General features: G+C 36.2%; 19 protein-coding genes. 1 reads left to right on the forward strand and 18 read right to left on the reverse strand.

All coding sequences use genetic code 11. The annotated features are described in order from the left end of the window. Positions 1–294: 294 nt before the first annotated feature. Genes Q3V31_RS03580 through Q3V31_RS03610 form a run of 7 tightly spaced genes read right to left on the reverse strand, consistent with a single transcriptional unit; the run spans position 295 to position 5849 of the window. Positions 295–1275 (reverse strand): biotin--[acetyl-CoA-carboxylase] ligase, encoded by a 981-nt coding sequence (locus Q3V31_RS03580; protein WP_001192070.1) that lies wholly within the window; start codon positions 1273–1275, stop codon positions 295–297. Continuing rightward, positions 1260–2453: a CCA tRNA nucleotidyltransferase gene (locus tag Q3V31_RS03585; protein ID WP_000819496.1), complete on the reverse strand. Its 1194-nt coding sequence runs from the start codon at positions 2451–2453 to the stop codon at positions 1260–1262. Before Q3V31_RS03585 ends, Q3V31_RS03580 begins: the two co-directional genes overlap by 16 nt. Further along, positions 2440–3585, reverse strand: a complete 1146-nt coding sequence (bshA, locus tag Q3V31_RS03590; protein WP_001237358.1) for an N-acetyl-alpha-D-glucosaminyl L-malate synthase BshA — start codon at positions 3583–3585, stop codon at positions 2440–2442. Before bshA ends, Q3V31_RS03585 begins: the two co-directional genes overlap by 14 nt. Next, complete coding sequence (bshB1, locus tag Q3V31_RS03595; protein ID WP_000015676.1) at positions 3582–4286, reverse strand: bacillithiol biosynthesis deacetylase BshB1; 705 nt, start codon at positions 4284–4286, stop codon at positions 3582–3584. Before bshB1 ends, bshA begins: the two co-directional genes overlap by 4 nt. Positions 4287–4297: 11 nt before the next feature. Continuing rightward, a complete protein-coding gene (mgsA, locus tag Q3V31_RS03600; protein WP_000684753.1) occupies positions 4298–4693 on the reverse strand; it encodes a methylglyoxal synthase in 396 nt (131 codons plus the stop codon). Positions 4694–4707: 14 nt separating this feature from the next. Beyond that, entirely contained in the window at positions 4708–5508 is an 801-nt protein-coding gene (gene dapB / locus Q3V31_RS03605) for a dihydrodipicolinate reductase (RefSeq protein ID WP_000658792.1), read from the reverse strand. Further along, the gene (locus Q3V31_RS03610) at positions 5508–5849 is read right to left on the reverse strand and encodes a nucleotide pyrophosphohydrolase (protein WP_000387646.1); all 342 of its coding nucleotides are present in this window, start codon (positions 5847–5849) and stop codon (positions 5508–5510) included. The genes dapB and Q3V31_RS03610 overlap by 1 nt, the downstream gene beginning before the upstream one ends. A gap of 387 nt (positions 5850–6236) precedes the next feature. Between Q3V31_RS03610 and Q3V31_RS03615 the strand changes: the two genes are divergently transcribed. Next, positions 6237–7118: a YitT family protein gene (locus tag Q3V31_RS03615; protein ID WP_000646622.1), complete on the forward strand. Its 882-nt coding sequence runs from the start codon at positions 6237–6239 to the stop codon at positions 7116–7118. A 28-nt stretch (positions 7119–7146) separates the two neighbouring features. Here the strand turns inward: Q3V31_RS03615 and Q3V31_RS03620 are convergent, their stop codons facing one another. The 11 genes from Q3V31_RS03620 to Q3V31_RS03670 all read right to left on the reverse strand — a co-directional run bounded on the left by Q3V31_RS03620 (position 7147) and on the right by Q3V31_RS03670 (position 15657). Further along, the gene (locus Q3V31_RS03620) at positions 7147–7788 is read right to left on the reverse strand and encodes a uracil-DNA glycosylase (protein WP_083583299.1); all 642 of its coding nucleotides are present in this window, start codon (positions 7786–7788) and stop codon (positions 7147–7149) included. A gap of 141 nt (positions 7789–7929) precedes the next feature. Next, on the reverse strand, positions 7930–8610 hold the full coding sequence (locus Q3V31_RS03625) for a zinc metallopeptidase (protein ID WP_000499538.1): 681 nt from the start codon (positions 8608–8610) through the stop codon (positions 7930–7932). Positions 8611–8715: 105 nt separating this feature from the next. Then, entirely contained in the window at positions 8716–9501 is a 786-nt protein-coding gene (gene ypjB / locus Q3V31_RS03630; protein WP_000831607.1) for a sporulation protein YpjB, read from the reverse strand. A 107-nt stretch (positions 9502–9608) separates the two neighbouring features. Continuing rightward, the gene (lit, locus tag Q3V31_RS03635; protein ID WP_000739732.1) at positions 9609–10295 is read right to left on the reverse strand and encodes a lipoprotein intramolecular transacylase Lit; all 687 of its coding nucleotides are present in this window, start codon (positions 10293–10295) and stop codon (positions 9609–9611) included. A 25-nt stretch (positions 10296–10320) separates the two neighbouring features. Continuing rightward, a complete protein-coding gene (gene lhaT, locus Q3V31_RS03640) occupies positions 10321–10911 on the reverse strand; it encodes a lipoprotein heptaprenylglyceryl N-acetyltransferase LhaT (protein WP_002100153.1) in 591 nt (196 codons plus the stop codon). Positions 10912–11032: 121 nt separating this feature from the next. Then, on the reverse strand, positions 11033–11800 hold the full coding sequence (qcrC, locus tag Q3V31_RS03645; RefSeq protein WP_000554603.1) for a menaquinol-cytochrome c reductase cytochrome b/c subunit: 768 nt from the start codon (positions 11798–11800) through the stop codon (positions 11033–11035). A 43-nt stretch (positions 11801–11843) separates the two neighbouring features. Next, entirely contained in the window at positions 11844–12518 is a 675-nt protein-coding gene (gene qcrB, locus Q3V31_RS03650) for a menaquinol-cytochrome c reductase cytochrome b subunit (protein WP_000932700.1), read from the reverse strand. Beyond that, positions 12519–13031 (reverse strand): menaquinol-cytochrome c reductase iron-sulfur subunit, encoded by a 513-nt coding sequence (qcrA, locus tag Q3V31_RS03655; protein WP_001290424.1) that lies wholly within the window; start codon positions 13029–13031, stop codon positions 12519–12521. Between the two features lie 144 nt (positions 13032–13175). Further along, positions 13176–13649 carry a YpiF family protein gene (locus tag Q3V31_RS03660; RefSeq protein ID WP_329762533.1) on the reverse strand — a complete coding sequence of 158 codons (474 nt, stop codon included), beginning with the start codon at positions 13647–13649 and terminating at the stop codon, positions 13176–13178. A gap of 135 nt (positions 13650–13784) precedes the next feature. Then, the gene (locus Q3V31_RS03665) at positions 13785–14321 is read right to left on the reverse strand and encodes a ReoY family proteolytic degradation factor (protein WP_001095921.1); all 537 of its coding nucleotides are present in this window, start codon (positions 14319–14321) and stop codon (positions 13785–13787) included. Positions 14322–14394: 73 nt separating this feature from the next. Then, complete coding sequence (locus Q3V31_RS03670) at positions 14395–15657, reverse strand: tetratricopeptide repeat protein (RefSeq protein WP_001178813.1); 1263 nt, start codon at positions 15655–15657, stop codon at positions 14395–14397. Positions 15658–15681 lie beyond the last annotated feature (24 nt).

A 15681-nucleotide genomic window follows, 5' to 3' on the forward strand; every position in this document is an offset into this window, starting at 1 on the left:
AAAAAACCCCTCTGGCCATAAAAGGGCAGAAGGGTTGTGTGTTAGTCGGCATTATTCATCCCTCTGTCCCAGTCCGTTATTGGATCAAGGCAGAATCCAAAGTATTATTTTTTCATACTGCGTAAAATAATGGTGCAGTTCGCTTTGATACTGCCCATATTCGAACTAATTATAGCAAACTCTGAAAAGGAATTGCTACATTTTTTTGAAAAAATAATTTTCTATTCTGATTACGGTATGTGAAATTTACAAATGTCTAAATGACAAAAAGAAGCTCCAAAATAGGAACTTCTTTTACTTAATTTCTATATCCGCAGAATGAATGTGATGTACGTGTCCTTGATGATCCTCAAGCATCAATACACCATCTTCTGTAATCCCTTTTGCTAATCCATTAATCGTTTGCTTCATCGTTCGAGCCGTAATTTCTTTTCCGATACTTATTGCGTAACTTTCCCAAAGAATTTTTATAACAGAGAAACCATTTTTTAAATACTCTTCATACAATTTTTCTAATTGTAAAAAGATTTGTTGCATAAGTTCCGCACGAACAATTGGCTTCCCTGACTCAATGGCTAACGAAGTTGCAATGTGCTGAATTTCCTCATCAAAATGCTCTTGTTTTTGATTTGCATTAATACCTATCCCCATAATTACAGCATTAATTTTATCAGGATCAGCTTGCATCTCCGTTAATATACCGACAGCTTTTTTACCTTGAATTAAAATGTCGTTTGGCCATTTAATCCCTACATCCACACCCGTACATTTTTCAATTGCTTGCGCCACGCTAACAGCTGCTAATAAAGTAAGCTGTGGTGCATGATGAACTGGAATAGATGGACGCAATATAATACTCATCCAAATTCCAGTCCCTTTTGGTGAATGCCATTTTCTACTTAAACGCCCTCTACCTGCTGTTTGTTCTTCTGCAACGACGATTGTTCCTTCTTCTGCCCCTTCATAAGCAAGCCTTGCTGCAATATGCTGAGTAGATTCAACTGATTCTTCAAAATAAACCGTTCTACCTATACGCTCTGTTTGTAATCCTAATTGAATTTCATTAGCAGTTACCTTATCTGGTTTACTAGCAATTCGATAACCTAAGCGGCGTACAGCTTCGAGTTCATATCCTTCATTACGAAGATCCTCCATATGCTTCCATACAGCAGTTCTAGAACAACCAAGTTTATCACTAAGTGTTTGACCAGATACAAATTCACCATCTGCTTCAGAAAAAACTTGCAATAACTGCTTTCTTATAGTAGATTGCATTTTTCTAGCCACTCCCTTATATTCTCTTTCTTATTGACTAAATCTCCTTGTACGATTGCTTCTTCAATGTTTTGAAGTATTTCGGCAACCCACGGACCTGGCTTTTTATCTGCCCAGCTTAATAAATCATTACCAGTCACATTCATTTCTTGACGATTTTTTATCGGCAATGCATGAAATAATGATTGTACTTGCTTAACAGACGCGCTATTATAACTTTCTATTATCGCTTCATATACTCTTTCCGCCATTTCAGCGATGTGAATTCCAGTTTTATAAAGAAGGACTGTATCCCATTCCTTCTCCTTTCTAGAACGAATTGCTAATAAAACCGCTACAATATCCTTAATCTTTTTATTCGAGAACTTCCATTGACGTAAAAAAACAGATGGATGCTCTTCTCCGATACAATATAAGAAAAATGCCCACGCCTCAATGTCTGTTTCAAAAGAATCCCATTTATACTGCGTAGCTTTCAAGAGTCTTTCTTCTGACATTTGTAAATATGGCAGATGAGAAAATAGCTTCGTTTCTACCAATTCTTGAAGCCCTTTCACACAATACGTACCCGTCAATAACTTTTCGAACTCAACTGTAATTCTTTCAATCGCTATATGTTCGAGCAAATGCCCATACGTTTCAATTGCTTGTTTCGTCTTTGTTTCTAACGAGAAACCTAACGTACTTACGAACCGAATACCACGCATCATTCGCAGTGCATCTTCTTGAAAACGGTCTGCAGCATCTCCAACCGTTGTAATTTCCTTCAGACGAATCGCTTCTTGCCCAGCAAATAAATCAATCATTTCGCCTTCCTCTGTCATTGCAATTGCATTCATCGTGAAATCACGTCGTTTTAAATCCTCTTCTAATGAACGGACAAATTGAACACTACTAGGTCTCCGAAAATCTTCATATTCGCTTTCTGTTCGAAAAGTAGTTACCTCATACGGTTCACCATTTTCTACAACAATTACAGTTCCATGCTCAAGACCAACCGGAACATTTCTTGGGAAAATAGCCATTACTTCTTCTGGTAAAGCAGATGTTGCGATATCAATATCTCCAATCGGTCTATCGATAATAAGATCGCGTACACTTCCACCAACGAAGTAAGCCTCATGTCCGTGCTGTTTTAATATCTCAATAATTGAACTAGCTTTTTTAAATCTTTTCATTCTTGTCATCCCTTAGTATGTCATAATAAATCGCCTCATACTGTGAAACGATTTTTTCCGAACGAAACTGCTCATATACAGATTTCATCGCCCGCTCCCCCATATTACGGTGAAGTTCTTCATTTTCTAGTAGTTGAATTGCTTGCTTAGCTATTCCATCTGTATCTCCAACTTCACATATGTATCCTGTTTCACCATGTTGAATGACCTCTGGAATGCCCCCAACCCTCGTTCCGATACTAGGCACACCACACGCCATCGCTTCTAATATAACGAGACCAAAACTTTCCTTTTCTGATAAAAGCAGCATTAAATCACTCATCGCAAGAAGCTCTGCAACATTATCTTGCTTTCCTAGGAATAAGACACGTTCCTCAATATGTAAACTTTTCACCAATTGTAAAATAGTACAGAACTCTGGTCCATCCCCAACAAGAAGCAATTTCGCATCTACTCCCTTTACAATTTTGGCAAATGACTGCACAACATCCTGTACACGCTTAACCTTTCGGAAATTTGAAATATGAATCAACACTTTTTCATTTTCTCGTATACCATATTCTTTTTTTAATTGAGACATATCACGTTTGAAATACACACGTTCGTCTACAAAATTGTATACCGTCTCAATTTCTTTATCTGGTTTTACAAGTTCATTCGTTTCTTCAATTAACGAATGTGACACAGCAGTAACTACATCAGATTGTTCAATACCAAAGCGAATTAAATTATTTAACGAAGGGTCGGAACCTAACACAGTAATATCTGTTCCATGTAAGGTTGTAACAATTTTAATGCGCTCTCCAATCATTTGTTTTGCTAAATATGCACAAATAGCATGAGGGATTGCATAATGCACATGTAAAATATCAAGATTTTCTCTTTGAGCAACCTCAGCCATTTTACTTGCTAACGCTAAATCGTAAGGTGGATATTGAAATACTGAATATTGATTTACTGCTACTTCGTGAAAGTAAATGTTTGGATATACTTTATTTAACCGGAATGGTACACCCGATGTAATAAAATGAATTTCATGCCCACGTTCCGCCAATTGCTTTCCTAATTCCGTTCCAACAACACCAGAACCACCTACAGAAGGATAACATGTAATACCTATTTTCAATCTCATTTACATCCCCCTATTAAATCAGCATGTAATAAAACCGGTTTCTTACTCATAAATCCTTCGGCATACATCACTCCAACTTCTTTCCCAAACATCTTCTCACGAGCAATTACTGTTTCAACGTAACCTTCAGTTAATGGCGTCTTAATACCATCACTTCCTGTTGAAAACTGACTTTCATACGCTTCTAACGCCTCCACCTTTTTAGAAAGGTATTCACTAATATCTATACAAAAATTCGGTTTATGAAAACCATTAATCATATAATTATAAAAAGACTCTACACGGTGCGGCGAAATCTCAGGCATATATTTACGAATTCCCGCTGAGAAGATAGCTTCTTCCACAAGTTTCGCGCAATTAGCATGGTCTGGATGACGATCTTCGTAATATGGTGCGAAAATTAGCGTCGGTTTATATGTACGAATAACCTTTACAATTTCACGTATATATTCTTCTTTCATATACAAACCACGGTCTGGCATTGCTAAATTAATTCTCGTTTTTACTCCCATAATACGAGCTGCAGCCTTTGCTTCTTCTTTTCTTAGTTCTACCGTTCCATTTGAAGAAAGATCAGCTTCTGTTAAATCGCAAATACCTACTTCATATCCTTGCTTCGTATACTTTGCAATGGTACCTGCCATGCCGATTTCAACATCATCGGCATGAGCACCAAACGCTAATATATGTAATCCACTCATAATTGTTCCCCTCATTTTCTTAACTTTCGGTAATCTAAATCTCCCCGCTCTAATGCATGCATTAGCATTTCAGCACTTGCCATATTCGTTGCTAGCGGGATGGCATATACATCACATAAACGAAGTAACGCATTGACATCAGGTTCATGCGGCTGCGCTGTTAGTGGATCCCGGAAAAAAATCACCATATCCATCTCATTTTTTGCAATCATAGCACCAATTTCTTGGTCGCCACCAAGAGGACCAGATTGATATCTTGTTACAACTAAACCAGTTGCCTCCATAATACGAAGGCCAGTCGTTCCTGTTGCAAAAAGTTCATGTTTTTCAAAGATTGGTTTATATGCGTACGCAAACGAAACCATATCATCTTTCTTTTTGTCATGTGCGATTAAGGCAATTTTCATCCGTTGTCTCCCCTTTAGTCGATAATATTTTCTAAACCGTACACAAGATGATCAAGGTTCATTACTGTTTCAATTGATAGTTTTACACCTGACATAAATGATGCACGATTGAATGAATCATGACGAACTGTTAACATTTGTCCATCTCCACCGAACATGACTTCTTGGTGTGCAATAAGCCCTGGTAGACGTACGCTATGAATGTGAATACCGTCTACATTTGCACCACGTGCTCCTTCTAATTGTTCTGTTTCATTAGGGTGTCCTTGCTCTTTTGGTACACGATTTTGACGGATTAATTCTACTGTTTTTACAGCCGTACCTGATGGTGCGTCTAATTTTTGGTCATGGTGTAATTCAATTACTTCAACATCTTGGAAGTACTTCGCTGCCATTTGTGAAAATTTCATCATAAGAACTGCACCAATTGCAAAGTTTGGAGCGATAATTGTTCCTACTTCTTTTTCTTTTGCATTTTCTGTTAATTGCTTTAGTTCTTCTTCAGTAAATCCAGTTGTACCAATAACAGATCGAAGTCCACGTTCAACTGCAAGTGTCACGTGTTTCTTTCCAATTTCTGGTGTTGTTAAATCTAACAATACATCTGCTTCTACTTCATCTAAACAAGTATGTAAATCCGCGTAAATAGGTGCATCTAGCGCTGGCATTCCAGGTAAATCAGAAATTTTTTCTCCGCCATGCTTATAATCAATTGCTGCTACTAAATTGAAATGCGCTGTTCTTTCCATTAGAAGGACTGCTTCATGTCCCATACGCCCTCTTGGTCCAGCGATAATTACTTTAATTTCTTTCATTATTCTTTCTCTCCCTCATCAATACGTGTCCAGCGATCTTTATCACGTGTATTAAATTTTTCCATTACAATGTTATGCGCTGTTTCTAAATCAATATTTAAACTATTTGCCATACAAATCATAACAAATAATACATCTCCAAGCTCTTCTTCAATACTGCGTTCTATCTCAGTCGTTTTCTTCGGTTTCTCACCATAATAATGATTAACCTCTCTTGCAAGCTCTCCCATTTCTTCCGTTAAACGAGCCATCATTGCAAGCGGACTAAAATAACCTTCTTTAAATTGACCGATATATGCATCTACTTCCTTCTGCATATCTTTCATCGTTTTTGCTTCCATACTAGTCACCTCTTATTCCTTCCTCTTTCATGTTAGCCAATTCATCGCGATTTGACAAATATTATTCTCTCATATCCCTATTTACGACTCTTTTTTGGATAGACTATAATAAAGTGAGACTTCTTTTGCGTGATTTTTGCAAAAGATTAGTTGAACCAATCGGGTTCCTACGGCTGGTTCGACCTTTTCTTCTTCGCTTTCCCCTCTACCAGCCGTTGGGACGGGGTAAAGTGAAACTTCTTTTGCGGTTTTTTGCAAAAGATTAACCTGAACCAATCGGGTTCCTATGATATTCACTATTTTTATTAGCAGCTAGAAATAACTTATTATGTTTTGCCGTTTTAAGCGGAGCAATTCCAATCATTGCATAACTAGGGGGATTTCTATATGAAAGCAAACTTGAAGATTCGAAATATCATTTTTATTTTAATCGGTTCCGCTATTTTTTCTTTCGGTATTGTGAATATCAATATTGAAAACCATCTTGCAGAAGGTGGGTTTACCGGTATTACGCTATTATTATATTTTCTATTTTCGCTTGACCCTTCCTATACAAACTTAATTTTAAATATCCCTATATTTTTTATTGGTTGGAAGTTACTCGGCCGAACAACATTTTTATATACATTAATCGGTACATTTAGCGTATCTTTATTCCTATGGATTTTCCAGCGCTACGAAGTACTCAACTTACATTTAAACTTGCAAAATGATATGACACTGGCTGCTTTATTCGCAGGGGCATTTATCGGTATAGGACTTGGAATTATATTTAAATATGGCGGGACTACTGGTGGCGTTGATATTATCGCAAGATTAGCCCACAAATATGTTGGCTGGAGTATGGGAAAAACGATGTTTATGTTTGATGCGGTCGTTATTATTGTCTCTATTCTTACATATTTATCATACCGCGAGGGCATGTATACGTTAGTTGCTGTTTTTATCGGGGCTAAAGTTATTGATTTTATGCAAGAAGGAGCTTATGCAGCAAAAGGAGCAACTATTATTTCTGATAAAAACGATGAAATTGCTGCAAAAATTTTATCAGAAATGGAGCGCGGAGCTACCTTTTTAAAAGCAGTTGGATCCTATACAAAAGTTGAACGAAATGTACTATATTGTGTCGTTGCAAAAAACGAAATCGTGAAATTAAAAAATATCATTACTTCTGTAGACCCTCACGCCTTTGTTGCTGTAAGTGATGTACATGATGTCGTTGGCGAAGGATTTACACTAGATGAAAATAAAAATCCGTTACATAATTAAATTCAACTAGAAAAGCTCTTTGGCTTTTCTAGTTTTTTATTATACATCTTTTAAGTTTCTCCAAATCCTCATAAATAAGCTCCAATAAACTCCGATTATAAAAAATTGAAGCTGGATGAAAGGTCGGAAAAATATAATATTCTTTTTCTGTCCATATAAATTCTGTACCGCTACTATCTTTCAATTGCTGCACGGATTGCTTTAACAATTCACCATGAACACTCGTAATTTTATTATTTTTGCCAACTAAACGCTGCAGTGCAATATTACCAAGTGTCACAATAACAGGCGGATGTATAAGTTCCAACTCATAGTCTAACAAAGGTGCATGGGCAAGTATTTCTCCTTGATTTGGTGTTCTATTGTACTTCTTCTGTATTATTTCGCCATTTCGTTCCCTTTTCTCTCTCCATTTATAAGGTCTACTCCGAACCGCACTCGTAATATATACCTCTTCCCTTGTAACGTGAATACGTTCTAAAAACTCCATTAAATGTTTTCCGGCTCTCCCGCTAAACGGGATACCGTTATGAATTTCCGTTTCACCAGGCGCTTCTCCAACAAGCATTAATTTCGGATTTCTAGGACCCTGTCCACTTAAAAAACCTTCTAATTGGTATGTAGCACTTCGCTCCCTCACTTGTTTAACTAAATGTTCTGGATATTCTATGTCTGTCACCTTCTTTCAACATTCCATACTTATCTTTTTTAACTAGTTCTATACCCCATATTATTTCTATTATTTCCATTTGTAACATGTTATAAGATTCATTCCACGAAACAAAAAAAAGACTATCATAATTGATAGTCTTTAATCGTCGCTACGCTGCATACCAGTATAAATTAATACAAGGCGTAATAATTCAAATACTGCTACAGCAGCTGCTGCTACATATGTTAATGCTGCCGCATTTAATACTTTACGAGCTTGACCGTACTCATCTGTCGATACGATACCAAGTGCTTCAATTTGTTGCATTGCACGTTTTGATGCATCAAATTCAACTGGTAATGTAACAAGTTGGAAAATAACACCTGCTGCCATTAAAATAATTCCTAGTAACAACAAACCAGACATTTGTGCAAATACACCAATTAGTACAAAAACCCATGACATGTTTGAACCAAAATTAGCAACTGGCACTAACGAATGGCGTACACGCATGAAGTTATAATCTTTCGCATCTTGAATTGCATGTCCTACTTCGTGTGCTGCTACAGCTGTACCAGCAACTGAATGTCCATAATAGTTATCTGTTGATAATCGAACTGTTTTTGCAGTTGGATCGTAATGGTCCGATAAATGACCCGGCGTTTCTTCTACAGCTACATTGTACAATCCATTTTCATCCAAAATTTTCCGAGCAACTTCCGCTCCCGTCATACCTGAAGTTGAATAAACTTGTGAATACTTGCTATAGGCACTACGTACTTTTGACTGTGCATACAACGGTATGATCAAAATGATCGCGAAGTAAATTAAATAAAACATCATAAACCTCCATTGAAGTTTTAATTATAGTACTTCTCATTCTATTTTTTTCTTACACCATTGTCAATAAATAAACCTTACAATCCGTATCTTTATTTATACACATTATCTATCTTTAGACTGCAAGTTACTTCTCCGTTTCTCTCTGTCGCCTTTATACTTTCTCCATCCAACATACGTTAAAGTGAAAAAAATAAGTCCTCCAGTAATGGTCATAAACCAAATGAGAGAGGGAGCAATCTCATCTTTTTTTACTGTATGAAATATTTTTTGCAAATCACCTTTAATAATCCCTAGTTGCATTTGTCCACCTTTCGTTTTTAACATAACGTTACGAAATTCATCCAAATAAGATAAATGTGCATTTACACGCTGCGCTTCGTTTTCTGGCAGGGCAATCATTAAACTCGGATAAATAATATTAAATTCATTTAAAAATGTATTTAGCGTCTGTTGGAACTGTCCATCATCTTCTTTTTTCATCGCTTTTTCTACTTGAGAAAAAGCATCCATTATCTTTCTTTCTCTTTCCATCCAAAGTGGCTGATATTTGGATACTTGTGCATCAACAGCAAGTTGTAACGCTAACATATTATCAACTTTAACTTGCTTATCTAAATCTTTCGCGAGAGATTGTTTCGCCGTATCGTATGCTAAAGAAATGACTCTAATTTGTCCCGGAGTTACTTTTAAATTATTTTCATTTTCCTTTGATAGAAACTGCTCTGAGAAATGGTACAGTACTTGTATTGCCTTCTCATCTTCATTTTTCTTTACTAACTGTAAAGAGTCGTCTAGCAATCCAGTTAGTTCACTCCACTCTTCAGCATATATACGTACTGGAAACATTATAATTAGAAATGCTATCAGTCCAATTAATGTTCTCTTCATCCCGGTCCCCCCTATAACTACTAGTACAAAATATGTGGAGTTGGACAAGAATAGAACAGAACAAAATCAAAAAATATATTATCTCTATGAAAACAAAAAAATTCTCTTTAAACAGAGAATTTTTTCTTTGAAACCCTTTTCTTTTTCACTAAATATTTATACACACCGTAACAAAGTATGCTTCCACTTAAAATCAATAATAAAATAATACATGCAGCATGCATAAAGAATTCTTCCGGTAACATTAAAATAATCGGATCTGTTTCAATATCAAACATCCAATAATCATTGCTAAATAAAAGCTTATGAAATAATACGAAACTCTTTTCAAAATCAATGGCAATCGGTAACGTAAGAGCTATCGGAAAAAGAATTGTAAGAATCGCTCCGTGGAGTAAAAACTTTTCTTTTTTCTTTTTTAGTAAATACGTTCCTCCTAATAAAGCAATTACAATCGTTCCATACATTATATATTGAATCTTTACTAAAATATTTTTAACATCCACAAAATGAATGCGACCATTTGTAGACATGTCTAATGTCGGCAATTGTAATGCACCTTCATAAAACGGAGATAAATATGTAATAAGCACATCATAGTTTCTTTTAATTTCATCTTTCGTCATATCCGCTAAGTCTGGAATATTTAAGAAATCAATTTCAAAATAATACAGCCATTTTCCATATACAACTACCATTGTCGCGAGAGCGAAAATAGAAAATGCTATGCTATATGAAACAACTAAAGTAATCAATCGATCCAATATGTTTATACCACTCTTATTTTTCTTCATTTTCTCCCCCTAAATGTCCTCACCATCATAAAGAAAACTGTTTTCGGTTCTCACGTAAGCAATAATAATATGTGATACACAGTACAGCAATACTTAGCCAAAACGTGAAATAACCAATTTTCTCTACAAACAAATGCATAATTCCGTATCTCGGCATTTGCCAAAATAAATAATCAATTGCATCATTATGTAACGTCCATATGCCAGCTACAATGAAATGCCATTTTTTTATCCGATAAAACGGAGCATATAACACTCCCTGCACCGCCATTGCAAAATGAGATAACATTAACATATATCCCATAAGACCAATAGGGCCTTTTACATAAATCATAACCCCATTTACAACAACAGCCCAAATACCATATTTTATTAAAGTAACTATCGCTAACGCCTCTATTAATCCCCAGTTCTTCTTTATCAAAAAAGCAATTAGAACAAAGACAAAAAAGAGACTCGCCATAGGACTATCTGGTACAAACGGCCAAAATATAGGTGAGGTTTCTTTTAATTGATTTCCATACCATATGAATCCGTAAATTGTACCTAATATGTTAACAACCAATAAAAATAATAGTACCGAACGTTGCCTTAACATTGCATACAAGTAAACCAAGCTGCATGTCCAACACCTTTCAAACAAAGTAATTCTTTCATCGAACTCTACTCTATTATATAGCAAACTTTCCGTCATCAAAATAAAAAGCTGACTACAGATTTTGTAGTCAACTTTTCGATTATTTTTTATTATACTTTGCAACGAATTCCGAAAGCTTTTTCAGTTCCTCATCTGTACCTTTAAATACCCCTTTAGGCATTGAACCTTTTCCCTCTTTCGCAATTTTAGCGATTTCTTCTGGTTTTAAAGTTAAGTTTTGCAGTGCCGGTGCTGCCGCCCCGCCCTGTAAATTGTCACCATGACATGTTAAACAAGTATTTTTTTGCATTAACTTGTAGCCGTCGTCATTTTTATCAACTGGTGCTGTTTTTACAATTGCTCCTTGTTTTTTTGCAGCTTCCCAGTCGTGGTGTGCTACAGATTCCCAAGTTAAAAAGATAATTGATGCAATTGCTAAAAGCATAAATCCAGTTGCCACAGGCCGTTTCAACGGGCGTCTTTCTGGGCCTCGGTCAAGAAATGGAGCTAACAGTAATGCTCCAAACGCAATCCCAGGCATGATAAATGCTCCAATTACAGTAAATGAGCCTGAAGCATACGAATACTTTAATAACTGATACAAGAATAAGAAATACCAATCTGGAAGTGGTATATATCCTGCATCTGTTGGATCCGCCATTCTCTCAAGCGGTGACGGATGCGCCACTGTTAAACATAAATAACCGATTAAAAAAACTGCACCAACCATCCATTCTTTTAACAAGAAATTCGGCCAAAACGCTTCTGTTTTCCCTGGATATTCCGAATAATCTTTTGGAATATTTGGTTTCCGAGCTACTGGTACTCGAGAATCTCCTACAAACTTCATCCCTTTGCCGCGATGCATAATCTCCCTCCTTTTGTTCTTTCCCCTTTAATTTAGCAATCTCTTATAGCGGACCGGAAATACCTTGTTTGCGAATCATGATGAAGTGGAAGGCCATTAAACCTAGAAGTGCTGCTGGTAAGAAGAAGACGTGAATAGCAAAGAAGCGAGTTAATGTTTGAGCGCCAACAATTTCGGAATGACCAGCGAGTAATGTTTTAATATAAGGACCAATGAGCGGCGTTTGCTCTGCGATTTGAATCCCTACTTTCGTAGCAAATAACGCTTTCATATCCCATGGTAATAAATATCCGGTAAAACCAAGACCTAACATAACAAAGAAAATAAGAACACCAACAATCCAGTTTAACTCACGAGGCTTTTTATACGCACCTTGGAAGAAAACTCTGAGTGTATGTAAAAACATCATTACAATTACGAGACTAGCGCCCCAGTGGTGCATACCACGAACAATTTGTCCATATGCAACTTCATTTTGTAAATAGTAAACCGATTCCCAAGCATTTTTAATATCAGGCACATAATACATCGTTAAAAACATTCCAGACAAAATTTGAATTACGGTAACGAAAAAGGTAAGTCCCCCAAAGCAATAGACGAATGCAGAAAAGTGATGCGCCGGGTTAACATGCTCAGGTACTTCATGATCAGCGATATCACGCCATATCGGTGTAATATCTAAACGTTCATCCACCCAATCATAAATTTTATTTAACATCTACTTTGCACCCCCTCTTGGCTTTGCTTTTCCTAAATAAAGTGTTCCATCTTTTACTTTGGATTCGTATACATCAAGCGGAGCAAGAGGCGGTGTGCCTTTAATGTTCACCCCATCTTTTGTGTAACGTCCCCCGTGACATGGGCAAAAGAATTGATTAGGATGGGCTTTGTCCGAATTCCAGTTCACTGTACAACCTAAATGTTTACACACTGGAGAAAATGCAACGATGTCTCCGCTTTCATCTTTATGCACCCAGGCAGATTTTGGCTCTTCAGACTTGTACCATCCGTCAACCTGCTTCACCTTAAAATCGAAGCGCTTCGGTTCTGTTGTAACATCCTTTACTTGTGCAACAGCAACCATATCTGTTCCCGCTTCTTTTCTTAACACCGGATCAAGCGCAAACCGCGTCATCGGCATTAAAATACCCGCTGCCATAAAGCCTCCTACCCCTGTAAGTGTGTAATTTAAAAATTGTCTTCTTGACACACGATGTTCTTTCTCGCTCACGAAAATTTCCCCCCTCTATCAGAAATTGTCCCCTCGTGAAAATATTATATAAAAAATAAAAACTAGGACACTATCATGATATAATACCCTCTTGTATAGGTCAATATCATACTACTCATAATAATAAGAACTTTCTGTTTATTATTATTTTACCCATCTTTCTTCCAACATTACCATAATATTTTTTATGTGGGCACGAATAACCTCTCTTTTCGCCTGGTCACTAAATTGCTCTAATGATAACGATGGAAACCAAAATAAATCCCCCTGCAACTCTTGCATATCTTCTTTCCATGAAAAATCACTTGTCACATAGGCAATATGCTTAAAACCTTGTCTTTGCAAATAATTTGTCCATTCTTGCAAACGATCTTTTTCGTTCTTTTGGCTCTCTACTAAATACGTAAATGCGGGCAGTAAAAGTACTCTTCCTTTATACTCCCTTTCCAGCTCCATACTCAAAGCCTCAATAAATTCACCTTGTTCTACAACCATTTTCATTTCTTTTGCTGTCGAAATAGACAAAAGGGGTATAATCCCTGTATCTACATACTCTCTTGCTTGCTCAAACTGTTCCACATCTTTTACAATCCATTTCAAATTTCTCCCCTCCCTCATTCAAAATAACAGAACTTTCACTTTATATATATTAAACCATACTAAAAGAGGTAAAAAAAGAAAAACTACCTATTTATTAGGTAGTTTTTCTTAAAAAGACCGAAATTTGTAAAGATTTAATAATTAAAATGAATTCTATAACGTTTTTAACTCTGCTGTTAACTTATGAAACGCTTCCTTATCTTGCTTATCCAAGGCTTCATCAATTTGTTTCAAAAGACGATCTCTTCTAAATGAGAATACACTTTCTTCTAAAAATCGTTCTGCAAGCAATCGATCTTTTTCATTCACTTCAATGTGCTTTGGCAAATATGGGTTTTCTTCTAATACAGCTACATAATTTGCATTTTGGAACGATGACTTAAAATTAAGTTGAATATAAATATCCTCATCTCGATTCAAACGAATATCATGAAACGACTTTTCTGCATCTGTTGTCATTACATTTTGTTTGAAAAAGTGAAACGGTGTGTCTTTCACACAATTCGCTGACATCACTAAGCCACGTGGACAATATTTTGCATGTTCTACGAAGTGGACTTTATGCATTAATTGATCGTGACTCATTAAATAATTCAAAATCCATACACATTCACGCTGTTTCAGTTGGTAATTATTCAAAAACCATTTTACAAAGTCCTTCTTCTCGTTTACAGAAACAGGGGTATTCATAGCGATTAAGTCCCTCCTCTGTCTTTCTCTTTTCTTTTTAGATTCAAGAAGCGGCATTCAGTTTCCTTCCAACTTACGAAAAATCCTCTAAATTATATAACAATTCTTCAATATGAATTTGTGTCGGGTCTAGTTGTATTAACTGAGTAAATACTTCTTTCGCCTCTTTTCGCATTCCTTCTTCCAATAAGAAATAACCGTACTCTTCCAAGAAATCTGGATGATTCTTAAAAGAAGTATATGCACTTTCATAGTGTTTTAATGCATCAGAATACATTTCTAATTGTTTTTTTGCAAATGCAAGATCCCAAAGTAGTTGTGTATCTGGTTCTCCACTGTCAATTGTACGCTCCACAACTGCAATTAGCTCTTCATATTTCTCTTGTTCTTTTAAGATATACGCATATTTTAATGTCGCACCTAAATGTCCCGGATCTAGCTCAAGCGCCTTTTGAAGCACTTCTTCAGCCTCCGTTATTTTACCTAATTTCGCTGAAATGTTCGCTAATTCTACATAAAAAGGAACCGAAAGCTCATCAACCTTAATTCCTTCGTGAAGTGTTTCATAGCTTTCTTGAAGCATACCTTCTTTTTCATAGCTTTTCGCTAAATACATGTATAAAGAAGCGTACTCAGGATCTAATTCTTTTAATTCTTGCCAAGCACCAATTGCTCTTTGATATTCTTCCCCTTGATATAAAGTGAAAGCATATCCAAATAACGAGTGAATATCTTTTTGCTCCTCTAGCCCAGCTTCATAGTAAGAGATCGCCTCTTCCCAGTTTCCAATCGCACTTAAAGTTTCTGCTAGACGAAGAGCAATGACAACACCACCCATAACTTTATGTTCTGCTAGTAACGATTCATAATAAGTAATCGCCTTCTGCTCTTCACCTTTACTACTATATAATTCTGCTAACCCAAACGTAATAACAGGTTCGTCTGGCATCATTTCTTTTGCCTTTAATAGTTTTTGTTCAGCTACATCATCAAAACCTTGCATTTGGAATAAATCCGCAACAAGTAATAGCGATTGAACATATAAATCATCATTTTCTGGAATATCATGAAGTACTTCGATCGCTTCATCTTCTTTATCTAAATCAATATATAATTCTGCTAAAAATAGCGTAAACTCACTTTCTTCCGGATATAGCAAGCGTAAATCATCTATAATTGCTAACGCCTCATCCATAAACCCAAGTGTATGATAGTAACGAGCAATATCATACTTCTCTTCATCATTAGCAACTCGTAGTTGTTCTTTTAATAATTGTAATCCTTTTTCTGCTTCACCGTTTTCAATATAAGAAACAGCTTGTTCGAAATTTTGCATAAACGTCTCCTTTAATTCAAAAAA

It is taken from the genome of Bacillus nitratireducens, from assembly GCF_036320425.1.
In the GTDB taxonomy this organism is placed as follows: Bacteria; Bacillota; Bacilli; order Bacillales; family Bacillaceae_G; genus Bacillus_A; species Bacillus_A nitratireducens.